Genomic DNA, 15,808 nt, shown 5'->3' with positions numbered 1-15,808 from the left:
GTGCGCGGGTCGCGAGGGGCGGATCCAGGTACCGCGAGTGCCTGGATGCGCTCCTCGCACCGGCGCAGGCTCGCTGCCATGAACGACACATCCACCACCCCCGCATCCACCCACGCCGCGCCGGGCCTGCTGGCCGGCAAGGTCGCCTTCATCACCGGCGCCGGCCGCGGCATCGGCGCCGCCGCGGCCCGGTTGTTCGCCCGGGAGGGGGCCGAGGTGCTCCTCGCCGCCCGGACGGAAGGGCAGCTGAAGGCCGTGACCGAGGAGATCCGGGCGGCGGGCGGCACCGCGGACCACGTGGTGTGCGACCTGGCCGACCCGGCGAGCGTCCGCGCCGCCGTCGACCGTGCCGTGGACCTGTACGGTCGGCTCGACGTGGCCTTCAACAACGGCGCGACCATCCAGCGGCCCGGCCCCATGGACCGGCTGCCGGAAGCCGACTTCGACCGTGTCTACGCCGTCAACCTCAAGGGCGTCTGGGTCTCCGTGACCGCCGAGGTCGCCGCCATCCGGGCCACCGCCGGGACCGGGGCCATAGTCAACAACTCGTCGATCGGCAGCCTGCGCGGCAACCCCGAACTGCCCGCCTACGGTGCGATGAAGCGGGCGGTCAACAGCCTCACCGAGTCGGCCGCCGTCACCTACGGCCCCGAGGGCATCCGCGTCAACGCCATCGCTCCAGGCGGCACGCTGACCGAAATGATCCGTACGTGGGAAGCGGAATCGCCGGGTCTGCTCGAGCGGCTGAGGGCGCTCACTCCGCTGCGCCGCGCCGCCGATCCCGACGAGATCGCGCAGGCGGCCGCCTGGCTCCTCAGCGACCGTGCCTCCTTCGTGACCGGCGCTGTCCTCTCCGTCGACGGCGGGGCACGGGCCTGACGGCGCCTTCCGCCCGCAACTCCCTGTGACTTCCCTCCTTGCGCTTGCCGGCCGGTACGACGAACCTCTGGCCGAACGAATCTGCGAAAGAACTGTTATCCGGGGCTCGGCGAGCGGTCTCCCAGGTATCGGACAGCACCGTTCGGCATCGAGGACAGGGAAGCTTTTGATGAGTACACAGCACACGGTGGAGTCGGCGGCACTGGTGACCGCTGCCCGGGCGGGCGACCCGCAGGCCCAGGATGCCCTGGTCAGCGCGTACCTTCCGCTCGTCTACAACATCGTGGGGCGTGCTTTGAACGGCTCGGTCGATGTCGACGACGTGGTGCAGGAGACCATGCTCCGTGCCCTGGACGCGCTGGGCGGGCTGCGTACTCCCGAGAGCTTCCGGTCCTGGCTCGTGGCGATCGCGATGAACCAGGTCCGGACGCACTGGCAGGACCGGCAGGTCGCCCCCGGCGCCGTCGAGGAGGCGGAGGATCTCGCGGATCCGGGCGCGGACTTCGTCGACCTGACCATCGTGCAGTTGCAGCTGTCCGGCCAGCGCCAGGAGACCGCGCGCGCCACCCGCTGGCTGGAGCCGGACGACCGGGGACTGCTGTCGCTGTGGTGGCTGGAGTGCGCCGGCGAGCTGACGCGCGGTGAGGTGGCGGCGGCTCTGGAGCTTTCGCCCCAGCACACGGCGGTTCGGGTGCAGCGGATGAAGGCCCAACTGGAGGCGGCCCGCGTGGTGGTGCGGGCCCTCGACGCGCAGCCGCCGTGCGAGGAACTCCGGGGCGTGCTGGCCTCCTGGGACGGGCGGCCCTCGACGCTGTGGCGCAAGCGAATAGCCCGGCACGCTCGTGGTTGCGTGCGCTGCTCGGGTCTGTGGAGCGGGCTGATGCCCGCGGAGGGACTGCTGGCCGGCCTGGCCCTCGTGGTGGTCTCGACGGCGCTGTCGGCGAAGACGCACGCCGCCATGGGTGGGATGGCCCCGGCCGGCTCGGCGTCCCGGCCGGACCCTTCCGCGGACCCGGTCGCGATGAGCCCCGCGTCCGGACACCGCGCCGCTCGCGGCCGGGCGGCTTCCCGGGGCGAGGCCCGGCGGCGCCGGCGCATCCGGCGCCGGGCGGTCGGCGGCGCGGTCGTGGCGGCCTGCGTCGCGGGCGGCGGCCTCTGGTACTTCGGGACGGACTCCGGGTCGGGGAACGGAGGGGCGACCGCCGCGCGGACCCCCGGCGACCCCGTGGTCGACCTCTCCGCGCCCCGTGTCGTGGAGACCTCGCAGTCGGCCTCGGCCTCCGTGACGCCGTCCGCCTCGGCCTCGAAAGGGACGAGCAAACCCTCCAAAAAGCCTCATCCGGCGAAGAAGAGCGCATCGGCTCCCGGACCCTCCGCCCACCCGACCCGAAGCGCGTCCAGCGCACCGCAGGCGAGCTCGACTCCCTCGGACGCCGTGGCTCAGGTGGTCGCGCTGGTGAACAAGGAGCGCGCTGCCGCCGGTTGCGGACCGCTCACGGAGGACTCGCAACTGGAGAAGGCCGCGCAGGGTCACTCCGACGACATGGCCGCACGGAACTTCTTCGACCACACGAACCCGGACGGCGCCGACCCCGGTCAGCGGATCACCGCCGCGGGCTACCGCTGGTCCACGTACGGGGAGAACATAGCGAAGGGCCAGCAGACCCCGGAGTCGGTGATGGACTCCTGGATGCACAGCCCCGGCCACCGCGCCAACATCCTCAACTGCTCGTTCAAGGACATCGGCGTGGGCGTCCACAAGGGCTCGGGCGGCCCGTGGTGGACCCAGGACTTCGGCGCCAAGCTCTGACACCGCCCACTCGGCGCGGAGTGCCGCCACTCCGAGGGCGGCCCAGGCTCGGGGGCGTGGGGCAGGGACGGCGGGCGCGAGCCGCTCCCTGACAGCAGCCTGTGACAGGCGTGAGCCGCCAACCACCGTCTGACAGGCGCGAGTCGTCGACCGCTCTCTGACGGGTGCCCTTCCGGACAACGGATGTACCTCCGCCCGCGCCGCGCCCGGTCTCGGCCCGTGGGTCCCGTCCCGCTGCCGCCCACCGCGATCCGCTCGCGCCGCGGGCGGCCCCGGCCGACCCGCACCCGGCGCTCGCGCAACCGGCCGTGGAGTCACCGGAGTTCGTGGCCCGACTGAGGGTCGGCCGACTGTGCACCCGCCGTCGCCGCGCCGTGGACGGCCGCGTCGTCATCGTTCGAACGGCGCCACGGCGCCGCCGGTACTCTGAGCGTGACCTGGCCCCTCGAGGAACGGGACCGACCTGATGGAACTCGTCTTCTCCGGCCGTGTGATCGAGTGGCGCGCGCCGTCACCCTTCTACTTCGTCACCGTGCCGGACGAGGAGTCCACGGACATCCGCGACGTGGCCGCGATGGCCACGTACGGCTGGGGCGTGATTCCCGTCGAGGCCCGCATCGGCGAGGTCTCCTTCACGACCTCGCTCTTCCCGAAGGACGGCTCCTACCTGCTGCCGCTCAAGAACGCGGTGCGCACACCGCAGGGCCTCGCGGCGGGCGACGACGTGCTCGTGAAGATGACCGTGCGGCTCTAGCACCGGGACGCTGCAGCTCTGGCACCGGACGCCGCTCCGGCAGTCGGTTCAGGGAGTCCGGGCGTCAGCATTGCCTTGACAACAGTTGTCCAGGCAATGATGCTGGGGGTGTGACCACGACACATGGACTGCACGACCATCTCGGCTACTGGCTGCGACGGCTCTCCGACGAGGTCCACGCCCGCTTCGAAGCAGAGATCGGCCGGCACGGCGTCACCGTCTCCCAGTGGGGGGTGATGGCGAGTGTGTTCCACGGCCACGCCAGCACCAAGGCGGTGGCACAGCACATGGCCATCGACCCCGGCGCCGTCTCCCGGCTGGTGGACCGCCTGGTCGCCAAGGGGCTGATCCGGCGTGAGCCGGATCCGGCCTCGCGGCGCAGCGTACTGCTCGTCCTCACCGACGAGGGCCGCGCCCTGGTCCCCGTGCTGGCCGAACTCGCCGACCGCAACGACGCCCACTTCTTCGGTTCACTCGAGACCGGGCAGCGGGACCAGCTGGAGAGCTGGATCCGCCGCCTCATCGGTGAACCCCATTCCGTGCCACCGCACCGAACTCCCTGAGGAACCGACCATGATCGCCCGTTCCCGCACCAAGTCCGTCAGCATCGACCGCCCCGCCGCCGAGGTCTTCGCCTTCCTGGCCGACCCCTCCAACTGGACCAAGTGGGCGGTCGTCAACGTCAGGTCCATCGAGCCCACCGACGACCCCGACTGGTGGGCCATGTCGACTCCGGTCGGCCCGGCCAGGCTCCGCCTGCGCGCCGACGCGGACTTCGGCATCCTGGACCACGACTACGTGGACGACACCGCATCCTGGTGTGTACCCGCCCGGGTCGTCCCCAACGGCGACGGCGCCGAGTTCATGATGACCTTCTATCAGCCGCAGACCTTCGGCGACCGGTTCTTCGACGAACAGATCGCCCTGGTCGACACGGAACTGTCCACCCTCAAGGCGGTCCTGGAAACCCAGGCGTGACGCCGTGCGGGAGCGTTCCGGCGTCTACCAGTAGTGCCGCCGGCCGGCGACCGCGTGGCCCATGGAGCCAAGGATCCACAGGACCGCGCCGACCACCAGGAGGATGACGCCGATGGTCCACAGAATCGAAATGCCGGTTATGAAGCCGACGATGAGCAGGATGATGCCGAGGGCGATCATGATGAGCCTCCTGCCGATAGCAGCATTCCTGCTTCTCTAGTGCCCCGAAGTCGCGATTAATCTCACTCGCGGCACCGAAACCTTCGAGGACACTCCGTGTGACCGATTGCACCTCTTGGTAGCTGTCAGTGACCGGTGGTCAGTGTCTCAGGAGTCGCGCCCGTCCGCCCGAGGCACGAGCCGCAGAGCGTGCAGGGCCACGCCGAGGTCGGCGAGGTCGGCCGGGTCCGACAGCGAACGTCCCGTCAGTTTCTCCACCCGCCGGAGCCGGTAGCGCACGGTGTTCGGATGGATGAAGAGCAGGTCCGCCGTCTCGGCGGCTGCGCCTCCGGCCGTGAACCAGTGCCCGAGCGTCTGCAGCAGCCGCGCCCGTTCGGCCGCCGGCAGCTCCAGGACCGGCCCCAGCACGACCTCGACGAGGCGTGCCCCCTCGGCGGGGGCGGCGGCGACCAGCATGGCGAGGGGGCTGTCGTCGAAGCGGGCCACGCCCGGCCCCTCGCCCGGCAACCCGGCCAGCGCCAGCCGGGCGAAACGCAGCGCCTGCGGTGTGTCGCGCAGCGAGTCGAACCGGGGGCTGACCCCCACCCGGGCGGGGCGGTGCCGCAGCGCCCGGCGGCTCACCGTCTCGGCGTCCGGATGAGCCAGCGAGAGCAGCCCGAGCTGCTCGTCGGGCAGCAACCGCCAGGCCGACGCCACACCGGCCTGGCGCAGGGCCGCCTCGATCCCGGGCAGCGGCTCCCCACCCGGATCCGGCACGGCGGCGGCCACGACCGCGTAGGGGCCGCGCTCCGGCAGGCCGAGCTGCCGCGCCGTCTCCCACAGCGTCGTCCGGTCCGCGAGCGCGCCCGTGAACAGCGCCTCCACCAACGCCGAACGGCGCGCCTCGCGTTGCAGGGCCAGCTCGGCGCTGGCCTCGCGGTAGGCCGCCGCGACCGCCTCCGCATACCGGCCGAACTGTGCCCAGATCTCCGACGAACCCGCGACCAGGTGCGCGTCCGTGACCTCCGGATGCCGCTGGGCCTCCTCGACCATCTGCGCCCACAGGTACCCGAAGCCGATCCGATAGGCGTGCAGCGTGTCCGCCAGGGGCACCCCCTGCTCGGCGCGGAGACGACCGGTCCGCTCCGCGGGCCGCACATCGGGTTCCGCGTCCAGCGCGAAACGCCCCAGCAACTGGTCGGCGTTGGCCGTGCAGGACTCCCGCAGCGACGCGAACGGAATCAGCGACTCGTCGGCGTAGGACTCGACCTCCGCACGGATGCGCAGCGCCATCCGCTCGCCCAGTTCAGGCAGCCGCACCCGCAGGGCCGCGCTCACGTCCGAGAGACTCATGGACGCAGCGTACGGGGCATCTTTTGTCTCCAGGAACAATCCTCCGAGCGGTGAGCTGTTCGCCCGGCCATGGACGCCCACCGGCACGGAGGTCACCATGCCGTGAGCGTCGGCGGGGGAGCCCGGCGAGCGTGGCGAGCATGTGTGCGAGGAGGCATCATGGCGAATCTGGCGGAGTTCCTGGCCGAGACGGCGGGTCGGCAGCCCGAGAGCACCGCGTTGCGGCTGGGGACGGCCACCACCACCTACGCCGAGCTGGACCGGCTGAGCGCCCAGGCCGCCGCCCTCCTGCGCACCGAGGGCCTGCGGGCCGGCGACAGGGTCGCGCTGATGCTGCCCAACGGGCCCGAGTTCGTCGTCCTGTACTACGGCATCCTGCGCGCCGGGGGGATCGTCGTACCGATGAACCCGCTGCTCAAGGCGCGGGAGACCGAGTACCACCTGCGGGACTCCGGTGCCGTGCTGCTCTTCGAGTGGCACCAGGCGCCCGGCGAGGGCGCCCAGGGTGCGGCCGCGGCCGGCGTGCGGCGCATGGCCGTCGAACCCGCCGCCTTCACCGCCGAGCTGGCACGGCTGGAACCGCGTCCCGAGATCGCCCCGGTCTCCGCCGACGACGTCGCCGTGCTGCTCTACACCTCCGGTACCACCGGCCGTCCCAAGGGGGCCGCGCTCACCCACGCGGGACTGCGGCACAACACCGAGGTCAACGTCGTCCATGTGCAGCGGATGACCCCCGAGGACGTCATCGTGGGCTGTCTGCCGCTGTTCCACATCTTCGGGCAGACCTGCACGATGAACGTCGCCGTCTACAGCGGCGCCGCGCTCACCCTCGTGCCCCGGTTCGACCCCCAGACCGTGCTCGACGCCATCGCCCGTGACCGCGCGACCGTCTTCGAGGGCGTGCCCACCATGTACGCGGCACTGCTCCAGCACCCGGGTGCCGACGAGACCGACGTGTCGACCCTGCGCATGTGCGTCTCGGGCGGTGCGTCCCTGCCCGTGGAGATCCTGCACGGCTTCGAGCGGCGCTTCGGCTGCATGGTGCTGGAGGGCTTCGGGATGTCCGAGACCAGCCCGGTCGTCTCCTTCAACCACCCGGACCGCCCGCGCAAGGCCGGATCCATCGGGACACCCGTCCGGGACGTGGAGGTGCGGCTGGTGGACGACACCGGCCAGGACGTCGCTCCCGGCGAGGTCGGCGAACTCGCGGTCCGCGGTCCGAACGTGATGAAGGGTTACTGGAACCGCCCGGAGGAGACCGCGGCCGCCATACCCGACGGCTGGCTGCGCACCGGCGACCTGGCCCGGCAGGACGAGGACGGCTACCTCTACATCGTCGACCGCAAGAAGGACCTCATCATCCGCGGCGGCTACAACGTCTACCCCCGGGAGATCGAGGAGGTCCTGCACGAGCACCCCGCCGTCGCGCTCGCGGCCGTCCTCGGCGTGCCCGACGAAAGGCTCGGCGAGGAGGTGGCGGCGGCGGTCGTCCTGCGCCCCGGAGCCGAGGCGAGCCCCGCGGAACTCCAGGAGTACGTGCGCGAGCGGTTGGCGGCCTACAAGTACCCGCGCCAGGTGTGGCTGGTGGAGGCGCTGCCCATGGGCCCGAGCGGAAAGATCCTGAAGCGGGAGATCGCCGCTCCGGCCCACTGACCGGGCGACACTCCGAGACCGAGACCGCCGGCCCCCGCCCCCGCCCCTGTCCCGGGGGTGGGGGTGGTCCTTTTGTGTCGACGCGCCGGTGCACCCGGCGGCTCACGAGGGCTGGTCAAGGCTCGGCTCAACTCGCCGCACGCCGACTCGCGTTGACGGTCATACCGATACAACAAACCAGGACACGTCCAAAACCTTGAATAAGACGGAAGCAACAAATCTTGACGTGACCGACCATGGTTCGTACCTTCCGCACATACCGTCCGCAGCCTTCACAGCGAATGCCGAACTCGGCTGCTGTGTCCGCCAGTTGCAGGCACGTCCCGTCCTTCGAGGAGCAGACGATGCGCGGAGAGAGATCGATCCTTGCCGTCCTGATGCTCTTGCTGGGAGCCCTGGTCGGCCTTGCCGAGCCGGCGGAGGCCGCCGGCTCGCAGCCATGCGACATCTACGGCGGCGCCGGCACCCCCTGCGTCGCCGCGCACAGTACGGTGCGGGCTCTCTTCGCGTCCTACAACGGCGCCCTGTACCAGGTCACCCGGGCCTCGGACGGGTCGAGCGCCGACATCGGCCTGCTGGCTCCCGGCGGCTACGCGGACGCCGCCCGCCAGGACACCTTCTGCGGCGGCACGACGTGCCGGATCACGAGGATCTACGACCAGACCTCGCGGCACAACGACCTGACTCCGGGCCCCGCCGGAACCTCCGGCACGGGCGCGGACCGCGGGGCAGACGCCGGTGAGATCGCGGTCACCGCGGGCGGCCACAAGGTCTACGGGGTCTGGATCTCACCCGGCGTGGGCTATCGCCACACGGGAGTGGCCTCGGGCGTCGCCGTCAACGGCCGGGCCGAGGGCGCCTACATGGTGGCCAGCGGCACCCATGTGGGCTCCGCCTGCTGTTTCGACTACGGCAACGCCGAGAGCACACCGGCCGACACCGGCAACGGTCACATGGACGCGGTCAGCATCGCCACCACGTGCTACTTCGCGCCGTGCACCGGCTCGGGACCCTGGGTCGAGGCGGATCTCGAGAACGGCATGTTCCAGGGCGACAACGGGTCCAACACCGCAAACCGCGGCAACGGCAGCGCGTTCGTCACGGCGGTGCTCAAGAACAACGGCCAGACGCGGTACGCCCTGAAGGGCGGCGACGCGCGGTCCGGCGGTCTGACCACCTGGTGGGACGGCGCCCTGCCGACGCGCGGCGGCTATCAGCCGATGCACCAGGAGGGCGGCATCATCCTCGGCATCGGCGGCGACAACAGCAACTGGAACATGGGCACGTTCTTCGAGGGGGTGATGGTCTCCGGCTACCCGACCGACGCGGCCGAGAACGCGGTGCAGGCGAACATCGTCTCCGTCGGCTACTCCGGTGAGACGAACGTGCCCAACGGGCCGCAGGGGACGGTCACCGGTCCGGGCGGCAAGTGCGTCGACGTGGCGGCCGACGACACCGGTGCCAACGGCTCCGCCGTGCAGTTGTGGGACTGCCAGTCCTATGCCGAGGACCAGCACTGGACCCACAACCCCGACGGCTCTCTCGGCACGTTGGGCCGGTGCCTGGACATCAACGGCAACGGCACGGTGAACGGTACGCAGGTGGAGTTGTGGGACTGCAACGGCGTCGGCGGTCAGAAGTGGGTGCAGCAGGCCGACGGTTCGCTGCTGAACCCGCAGTCCGGCCGCTGCCTGGACTCGCCGAGCGGTGCCACGGCGAACGGCACCCGGCTGCAGATCTGGGACTGCAACGGCGCCACGGCCCAGAAGTTCTCGGTGAACGGCGGCGCCCCGGTCGCCGGTCCGGGCGGCAAGTGCGTCGACGTGGCGGCCGACGACACCGGTGCCAACGGCTCCGCCGTGCAGCTGTGGGACTGCCAGTCCTGGGCGGTGGACCAGCACTGGCTCCACCGCACGGACAACTCCCTGAGCGGGCTGGGACGCTGCCTGGACATCAACGGCAACGGCACGGTGAACGGTACACAGGTGGAGTTGTGGGACTGCAACGGCGTCGGCGGTCAGAAGTGGGTGCAGCAGGCCGACGGTTCGCTGCTGAACCCGCAGTCCGGCCGCTGCCTGGACTCGCCCAGTGGTGCCACGGCGAACGGCACCCGGCTGCAGATCTGGGACTGCAACGGCTCTGCAGCGCAGAGGTTCCGGCTGAACTGAACCCGGGACTCCGTCAGCCGGACGCGGGTTCCACCCGGCCGGCAGGAACGGCCGCGCCGGCTTCCCCGGGAGCCGGGCGCCCGAACAGCACCGCCGCGGCGCCCAGTCCGAGCCCGGCCCCGATGAGCTGGGCCGCGACGAACGGGACGACGGACGCGGGAGAGATCCCGGCGGCGCTGTCGGTCAGCGCGCGGCCGATGGTCATCGCCGGGTTGGCGAAGGAGGTCGAGGAGGTGAACCAGTAGGCGGAGCCGATGTACGAGGCCACAGCGGCCGGCGCCGGCCGGGCACGGCCGCTGTGCTCCAGACCGAGGACGAGCAGGATCAGCCCGGCGGTGGCGACGGCCTCGCCGAGCCACAGGTGGCCGGCGGACCGCTCGATCGTGGAGAGCCGCACCAGCGGCCTCGCGAACATGGCGTCGGCCAGGACGGCACCCCCGATCGCCCCGGCCACCTGCGCCGGTACGTACGCGGTGACCTCCCGCAACGTCGGACCCCTACCGTGGCGACGCCCGGCGCACCAGGCGGACAGGGTGACGGCCGGGTTGAGGTGGCCGCCGGACACCGGGCCCAGCAGCGTGATCAGCACGGCCAGGCCGAACACGGCGGCGAGCGAGCAGGCGAGCAACCGCACGCCGGCGTCCTGGGACAACCGGGTGGCCTGGATCCCGGAGCCGACGGCCACGGCCACCAGCAGCCCGGACCCGACGGCCTCGGCGGCGGCACGGCGAGCGAGCGGGACGGTCATGCGGCACCCGGCCCGGCGCACGGCGCTTCACAAGTCATGAGAGGCAGTCTCGGCGCCTCCCAGGCCTGGGGACACTGGAGAAACACCCCATCCTGCCCGGTGTCCCCCGTCAGTTGTACGGGCCGGCCTCACGTGCGGGGGGTCAGGACTTCCTGGAGGAGCGCGCCGTAGCGGGCGATGAGTTCCTTGCGGTCGGTCGTGAGCAGCGTCTCGTCCCTCGCCACCCACAGCGCGTACAGCAGTCCGCCGGCCAGTGAGGCCGCCAGCCGTGCGCGCAGGTCGGCGTCCGGACCGGACAGGCGGTTACGCAAGGGCTCGGTGAACACGTTCTCGTGGGTCTCCCGCAGCCGGTCGAGGATCTGCGGTTCGTTGCTGCCGCGCACCAGGGCCAGGAAGATGCCCCGGGCCGATCCGTCGAGATCGAGGAGGAGTTCGGCGAGCCGTTCGCCCAACTGCTCCAGCGGGACGTCGAGCAGCGGTTCGTCGTCGATGGTCAGGTGCATCGTCTCCAGGAACAGCAGCTCCTTGCTCTTGAAGTGACGGATCACCAGCGCGGGGTCGGTTCCGGCGTCCGCCGCGATACGGCGGACGGTGGTCCTGGCGAACCCCTGATCCCGGAACAGCCGGGCGGCGGCGGTGTGGATGGCATCGCGGGTGGTGGAACCGGATCCGGTCTGCAGCATGCGGCTCAGCATAGGCGGGACACCGCCCGCCTTCGGGGGCAGTCAGGGTTTCAAGAAGTTCGGTCAACATTGTTGACTCGGCGGTCCGGCGGCCGCACATTACCTATCAGTAGAACCGCGCGGTAATCCCGCGACCGGTCCTTCGCGGCCGGCGACGTGCGCCTTCTCGCCCACGTGCCGTCGACCGCACCCCGCCTGCTCGAGCCGCCGCATTCTCGCGAACCCAGCACGCCCCGGGCGCCGTTGTGCCCGCCCGCTTTCGTGTATCCGTCCCGAGAAGAGAGAGCACCCTGCCCATGCATGCCCTGAGCCGTGTCATGACCGCGACAATCGCGACCGCCGGTGCACTGGCCCTCAGCGTCACCGGCACCGCCGCCCACGCCACCACACCCCTGGACTACGCCGCCCTCGGCGACAGTTACAGCGCCGCCTCCGGCGTTCTCCCCGTCGACCCCACCAACCTGCTCTGCCTGCGCTCCACCGCCAACTACCCGCACGTCATCGCCTCGCGCACGAAGGCCCACCTGACGGACGTCACCTGCGGCGCCGCCCAGACCAAGGACTTCACCGGGGCGCAGTACCCGGGAGTCGCCCCTCAGGTGGACGCGGTCACCGCGGACACCGACCTGGTGACGCTGACGATCGGCGGCAACGACAACGGCACGTTCATCAACGCCATCCTCTCCTGCGGAACCGCGGGCGTCCTCAGCGGCGGCAAGGGCAGCCCGTGCAAGGACAAGTACGGCAGCTCGTTCGACGACGCGATCGACACGAACACCTATCCCGCGCTCAAGACCGCGCTGCGCAGTGTCCGCGCCAAGGCGCCCGACGCCCGCGTGGCGGTGCTGGGATACCCGTGGATCACGCCCGCCACGGCGGACCCGTCGTGCTTCGTCAAGCTGCCGATCGCCTCCGGCGACGTGCCGTACCTGCGCGCCCTGCAGACCCACCTCAACGCCGTGGTCGAGCGCGCCGCCGAGGAGACCGGGGCGACCTTCGTGGACTTCGCGCAGGCGTCCGAGGGACACGACGCGTGCAAGGCCGCCGGCACCCGCTGGATCGAACCGCTCCTGTTCGGGCAGAACATCGTCCCCGTCCACCCCAACGCGCTCGGGGAGCAGCGCATGGCCGAGCGCACCCTCACCGTTCTCGGCCTGTCCTGACCGGCACCGCCGTGCCCCCGGTCGCCGAGGCGCCGGGGGCACAGCGTGGATCGGGGCGTCACGGGTCAACGGGCGAGGCGGTGCTTCCTTCCCCCTCGGCGGAAGCGCATCGCGCCGTAGACGAGATCGACCACGAGGACGACGGCGCCGATGACCAGCAGATAGAACAGGCCATGAACGGCGAACCCGATGATCCCCAGGATGATGGCGACGATGATCAGGAGCAGGAACAAGCTCATCGGACCTCCCGACGGCCACGGCGCGTCAACGGCGGGCCAGGCGTCGCTCGCCGCCGGTACCCGGCGCATAGTCCAGTTCGTAGTGTGCGAAGACACCCGGCTCCTCCGTGGCACGCAGCTCGCCGTCCCGGTCGATCGCGGGAGCCTTCCTGACCACGTCCTTGCTGTGGGCGACCTTCAGATAGCCCGGGCCGACCGTCGCCCCGGCGAGCGGTACGAACGCCAGCCGGCGACGGGTGGGCAGGCCCACGGTCACCGCGGCGAACGACGGCTTGTCGGTGGCTGTGTCGACGTAGACCGACTCCAGAACGCCGATCTTGTGACCGCCGGGGTCCAGCACGTCGTGACCCCGCCATTCACGGATATCGCCTGCCTCGAACATCATTGACCTCCGCCAGGAGCGGGTACCCACCATTGCGCCGGTGATGTCATCCCCCTGCCCGAACGGCGGTGCCCCGAGTGCGGCACGATCGGCCGCGGGCGAGGGTGGCGCCATGCCCCAGGTGATCGTGTACCCCTCCGCACCGGACGGCGGTCGCCGCGTCCGCGTCGCCGATTCCTTCGTCGGGATGGCGTACACGATGCTCGACATCGTCGAGTTCCTGCGCGGCGCGGGCCTGGAGGACGTGGAACCGGAGGACGTGGCGAGCGCGGAATGGATCGAGTGGCGGGGCGGTGGCCCGGGCGACTGGGTGCACTGAGCGCCCCGGCGCTCGGGCCGGACGCATCCGCCCTCCGGCGGCGGGTCCGCGCCGAGCGACGTGACTCAGCGGCTCGACCGCTGTGCCGCCACGATCGAGTTCATGGTCTGCTCGGCCCCGGCCAGCCGTTGCACCCGCTCCGCGAACCCCGGGAACTGCGACGCGACCTTGGTGAGGAACCGCAGTTCGAGCGGCGCCACGTTGATCTCGGCGACATCGCGCTCGATCGCCCGCGTCACACCCTTGACGACCCGTTCCGGCGCGACGGTGCGCACACCACCGGGCGTCGGAGAACCGGTGTTCGCGAACATCCCCAGGTCGCGGACGAAGCCCGGCTGCACGATCGAGACGCCGACGCCCGTGCCGTGCAGATCCTGGCGGAAGGCCAGGGAGAACCCGCGCAAGCCGAACTTGGTCGCGTTGTACAGGGACGACGACTTGGTGGCCGCCATCCCCGACAGCGATCCGACGAAGCAGATGTGCCCGCGCCCGGCGCTCACCATGGCGGGCGCGAGCAGCCGTGCGAGCATCGCGGGTGCGCGCAGGTTCACGGCGAGCGCCCGGTCGATCTGCCCGGGCGTGTAGTCCAGCACGTCGCCGCTGGAGGGCAGGGCCGCGTTGGCGATGAGGATGTCCGTGTCCGCGGCTTCCTCCGCGAGTCGCTGTACGTCGTCGGGGTCGCCGAGATCGGCCACGATGGTCCGCGCACCGTAACGATCGGCGAGGGGTTTCAGCGCCTCGGCCCGCCGTCCGGTGAGTACGAGATCCGCCCCGCGCGCGGACATCTCGGCGGCGAGCGCGCCACCAATGCCGCCCGTGACCCCGGTCAGCAGAACAGTCGCCCCGGCGATCTGCATGGTTACCCTCCAGTTCTGTTCGTTCGAACGAACAATAGGGAGGACGGGCAGTCCTGTCCACCGTCGTGGCGGAGCGAGCGCTGATGGAACAATGCGTGGCATGTCGAACGCCGCCCTCGCCACCACGACGCGCCAGCGCATCATCACAGCCGTCCTGCGGATCATCGGCGAGGACGGGGTGGCGGCGGTCACCAACAGGCGGATCGCCAGGGAAGCCGGGGTGTCACTCGGCTCGGTCACCTACCACTTCGAGACCCAGCACGACCTGCTGCGGGAGAGCCTGCTGCACTTCGTACGCGAGGAGGCCCGCTACTTCACCGAGCTGGCCGACCAGTGCCAGACCGAGGACATCGACATCGAGGACGCGGCCTCCCTGGCCGGTCAGGTCGCGTGCGGCACGGCACTCGACAGCGCCCACCTCGCACCGTTCGAGCTGTACCTGCACGCCGGACGCGACGAGCGACTGCGGGAGGCGGCCGCGGAGGCGTTCCGGGCCTACGACCGGCTTGCCGCGCAGATCCTCACCGCCCTCGGCGTGCCTGACGCGGAACGCCTCGCGGCCACCACGGTCGCCCTGGTGATGGGCCTGCAACTACGCCGTCTGGCCACCGGCAGCCCCGCGGAGGACCTGGTCGACGCCCTCCTGCTGCTCGCCCGGGGGACGGTCGGCCGGACTGCCGAGCAGGCGGCGTCCTCCGTGGACCAGGGCTGATCCGAGTGCCGCGAGCCGCGCCGGTCGCCGTCCGGTAGGCCGTGGGCCCCGCTCATCGGCCGGCGGCAGGACCCAGCAGCGCCGCGACCTCGTCGCGCACGAACTCCCAGGCGGCGCCGGGAAGATCACCCAGTTCCGTCCCCCGGAGCGTGCACAGCGCGTCCTCGCCGCCGGCGTCGCCCGGGGCGCTGCCGCTGACCACGTCGTATCCGTCGCGCACGGCGACACGTAGGCGGCTGTCTCCGGCGCCGCCGGTGTGCACGGCCAGGGCGACGACGAGCGGCGGGCGGCCCCCCGCTTCGGCGGGCAGTTTGCGGTAGGCGCTGGCGACGGGCTCACGCCAGCGCAGGCTCAGCAGGAGGGGGCGCTTGGCCGTCAACTCGGCCAGATCGATCTCCCGTACACCCTCCGGTCCCAGCACCGACGCACGCGCGTCCAGGACGAGCGCCGCGGGCAGCAGACAGCGCAGCGTGCTGCCCACGAGATTGCCGCCGACCGTCGCAGTCCGGCGCACGGCACCGGTCCCGACGCCGGCGGCGGCCAGGCGCAGGACGTCCGGTACCCGGTCGTCGATCCGGTTCAGCACCACGGCGGCGCCCAGCGTCCCGCGCCCGACGACGTTGGCCTCCGGGAGACCGCGCAACGACATGGCCAGTGCGGGGAACCCGTCCCGCTGCCACTCGGCCCACAGCAACGTGGCCCCGCCGATCGGCACGGCTCCCTCGGCCAGGCACTCCCGGGCCTCCGACACGGAGGTGGGCAGCCGCAACAGCATCGCAACCGACCTGCCTTCCTGAAGAGTTGGGCGACGGGAGGCCGGGCACCGGTCGCCCGTCCGGCGGCATGGCGCATTCTTGTCGCGCGGGCAGGGGCGCATGCAGGGCTCACGCGAGCATGCCGGGCTTCCTCGCACCTGCCGGGACGACCCGTTCCGCAGGTGGGCCGCGGCGC

General features: G+C 71.4%; 18 protein-coding genes. 10 read left to right on the top strand and 8 right to left on the bottom strand.

What is annotated here, in order from left to right:
• Positions 1-78 precede the first annotated feature (78 nt).
• From AC07CM_RS27225 to AC07CM_RS27205, 5 genes are all read left to right on the top strand, one after another.
• Positions 79-879 carry an SDR family NAD(P)-dependent oxidoreductase gene (locus tag AC07CM_RS27225; protein WP_478879061.1) on the top strand — a complete coding sequence of 267 codons (801 nt, stop codon included), beginning with the start codon at positions 79-81 and terminating at the stop codon, positions 877-879.
• Between the two features lie 169 nt (positions 880-1,048).
• Positions 1,049-2,689 (top strand): sigma-70 family RNA polymerase sigma factor, encoded by a 1,641-nt coding sequence (locus AC07CM_RS27220; RefSeq protein WP_478879060.1) that lies wholly within the window; start codon positions 1,049-1,051, stop codon positions 2,687-2,689.
• Positions 2,690-3,155: 466 nt separating this feature from the next.
• Positions 3,156-3,443, top strand: a complete 288-nt coding sequence (locus tag AC07CM_RS27215; protein ID WP_478879059.1) for a DUF1905 domain-containing protein — start codon at positions 3,156-3,158, stop codon at positions 3,441-3,443.
• Positions 3,444-3,553: 110 nt separating this feature from the next.
• Positions 3,554-4,006: a MarR family winged helix-turn-helix transcriptional regulator gene (locus AC07CM_RS27210; RefSeq protein ID WP_478879058.1), complete on the top strand. Its 453-nt coding sequence runs from the start codon at positions 3,554-3,556 to the stop codon at positions 4,004-4,006.
• A gap of 10 nt (positions 4,007-4,016) precedes the next feature.
• Positions 4,017-4,421, top strand: coding sequence for an SRPBCC family protein (locus tag AC07CM_RS27205; RefSeq protein ID WP_478879057.1), 405 nt, complete (start codon positions 4,017-4,019; stop codon positions 4,419-4,421).
• A gap of 24 nt (positions 4,422-4,445) precedes the next feature.
• On the opposite strand, the gene AC07CM_RS27200 is transcribed toward AC07CM_RS27205, so the two are convergent.
• The gene (locus tag AC07CM_RS27200; RefSeq protein WP_478879056.1) at positions 4,446-4,601 is read right to left on the bottom strand and encodes a DUF6131 family protein; all 156 of its coding nucleotides are present in this window, start codon (positions 4,599-4,601) and stop codon (positions 4,446-4,448) included.
• A 147-nt stretch (positions 4,602-4,748) separates the two neighbouring features.
• Positions 4,749-5,933, bottom strand: coding sequence for a PucR family transcriptional regulator (locus AC07CM_RS27195; RefSeq protein WP_478879055.1), 1,185 nt, complete (start codon positions 5,931-5,933; stop codon positions 4,749-4,751).
• Between the two features lie 159 nt (positions 5,934-6,092).
• On the opposite strand from AC07CM_RS27195, the gene AC07CM_RS27190 reads away from it, so the two are divergent.
• Both AC07CM_RS27190 and AC07CM_RS27185 read left to right on the top strand, forming a co-directional pair.
• Positions 6,093-7,586 (top strand): long-chain-fatty-acid--CoA ligase, encoded by a 1,494-nt coding sequence (locus AC07CM_RS27190; protein ID WP_478879054.1) that lies wholly within the window; start codon positions 6,093-6,095, stop codon positions 7,584-7,586.
• 344 nt (positions 7,587-7,930) lie between these two features.
• Positions 7,931-9,754: an arabinofuranosidase catalytic domain-containing protein gene (locus AC07CM_RS27185; RefSeq protein WP_478879053.1), complete on the top strand. Its 1,824-nt coding sequence runs from the start codon at positions 7,931-7,933 to the stop codon at positions 9,752-9,754.
• A gap of 13 nt (positions 9,755-9,767) precedes the next feature.
• Here the strand turns inward: AC07CM_RS27185 and AC07CM_RS27180 are convergent, their stop codons facing one another.
• Together AC07CM_RS27180 and AC07CM_RS27175 are read right to left on the bottom strand one after the other, a co-directional pair.
• Complete coding sequence (locus tag AC07CM_RS27180) at positions 9,768-10,502, bottom strand: aquaporin (RefSeq protein WP_478879052.1); 735 nt, start codon at positions 10,500-10,502, stop codon at positions 9,768-9,770.
• A 128-nt stretch (positions 10,503-10,630) separates the two neighbouring features.
• Positions 10,631-11,185: a TetR/AcrR family transcriptional regulator gene (locus AC07CM_RS27175; protein ID WP_478879051.1), complete on the bottom strand. Its 555-nt coding sequence runs from the start codon at positions 11,183-11,185 to the stop codon at positions 10,631-10,633.
• Positions 11,186-11,502: 317 nt separating this feature from the next.
• Here AC07CM_RS27175 and AC07CM_RS27170 point away from each other — a divergent pair, with 317 nt between their 5' ends.
• On the top strand, positions 11,503-12,348 hold the full coding sequence (locus AC07CM_RS27170; RefSeq protein ID WP_478879050.1) for an SGNH/GDSL hydrolase family protein: 846 nt from the start codon (positions 11,503-11,505) through the stop codon (positions 12,346-12,348).
• 65 nt (positions 12,349-12,413) lie between these two features.
• On the opposite strand, the gene AC07CM_RS27165 is transcribed toward AC07CM_RS27170, so the two are convergent.
• Both AC07CM_RS27165 and AC07CM_RS27160 read right to left on the bottom strand, forming a co-directional pair.
• Positions 12,414-12,587 carry a hypothetical protein gene (locus AC07CM_RS27165; protein WP_478879049.1) on the bottom strand — a complete coding sequence of 58 codons (174 nt, stop codon included), beginning with the start codon at positions 12,585-12,587 and terminating at the stop codon, positions 12,414-12,416.
• 25 nt (positions 12,588-12,612) lie between these two features.
• Positions 12,613-12,969 carry a PRC-barrel domain-containing protein gene (locus tag AC07CM_RS27160; RefSeq protein WP_478879186.1) on the bottom strand — a complete coding sequence of 119 codons (357 nt, stop codon included), beginning with the start codon at positions 12,967-12,969 and terminating at the stop codon, positions 12,613-12,615.
• Positions 12,970-13,081: 112 nt separating this feature from the next.
• Between AC07CM_RS27160 and AC07CM_RS27155 the strand changes: the two genes are divergently transcribed.
• A complete protein-coding gene (locus tag AC07CM_RS27155; RefSeq protein ID WP_478879048.1) occupies positions 13,082-13,288 on the top strand; it encodes a hypothetical protein in 207 nt (68 codons plus the stop codon).
• A 65-nt stretch (positions 13,289-13,353) separates the two neighbouring features.
• Here AC07CM_RS27155 and AC07CM_RS27150 read toward each other — a convergent pair whose 3' ends face one another.
• Complete coding sequence (locus tag AC07CM_RS27150) at positions 13,354-14,145, bottom strand: SDR family NAD(P)-dependent oxidoreductase (protein ID WP_478879047.1); 792 nt, start codon at positions 14,143-14,145, stop codon at positions 13,354-13,356.
• A 100-nt stretch (positions 14,146-14,245) separates the two neighbouring features.
• On the opposite strand from AC07CM_RS27150, the gene AC07CM_RS27145 reads away from it, so the two are divergent.
• Positions 14,246-14,857 carry a TetR/AcrR family transcriptional regulator gene (locus AC07CM_RS27145; protein WP_478879046.1) on the top strand — a complete coding sequence of 204 codons (612 nt, stop codon included), beginning with the start codon at positions 14,246-14,248 and terminating at the stop codon, positions 14,855-14,857.
• A 52-nt stretch (positions 14,858-14,909) separates the two neighbouring features.
• Here AC07CM_RS27145 and AC07CM_RS27140 read toward each other — a convergent pair whose 3' ends face one another.
• Positions 14,910-15,632, bottom strand: a complete 723-nt coding sequence (locus tag AC07CM_RS27140; protein WP_478879045.1) for an FAD binding domain-containing protein — start codon at positions 15,630-15,632, stop codon at positions 14,910-14,912.
• Between the last annotated feature and the right edge of the window lie 176 nt (positions 15,633-15,808).

This window comes from Streptomyces sp. NPDC044061, from assembly GCF_056434305.1.
The sequence above is the reverse complement of the archived record's forward strand: the minus strand, read 5'-3'. Positions and strand labels throughout refer to the sequence as shown.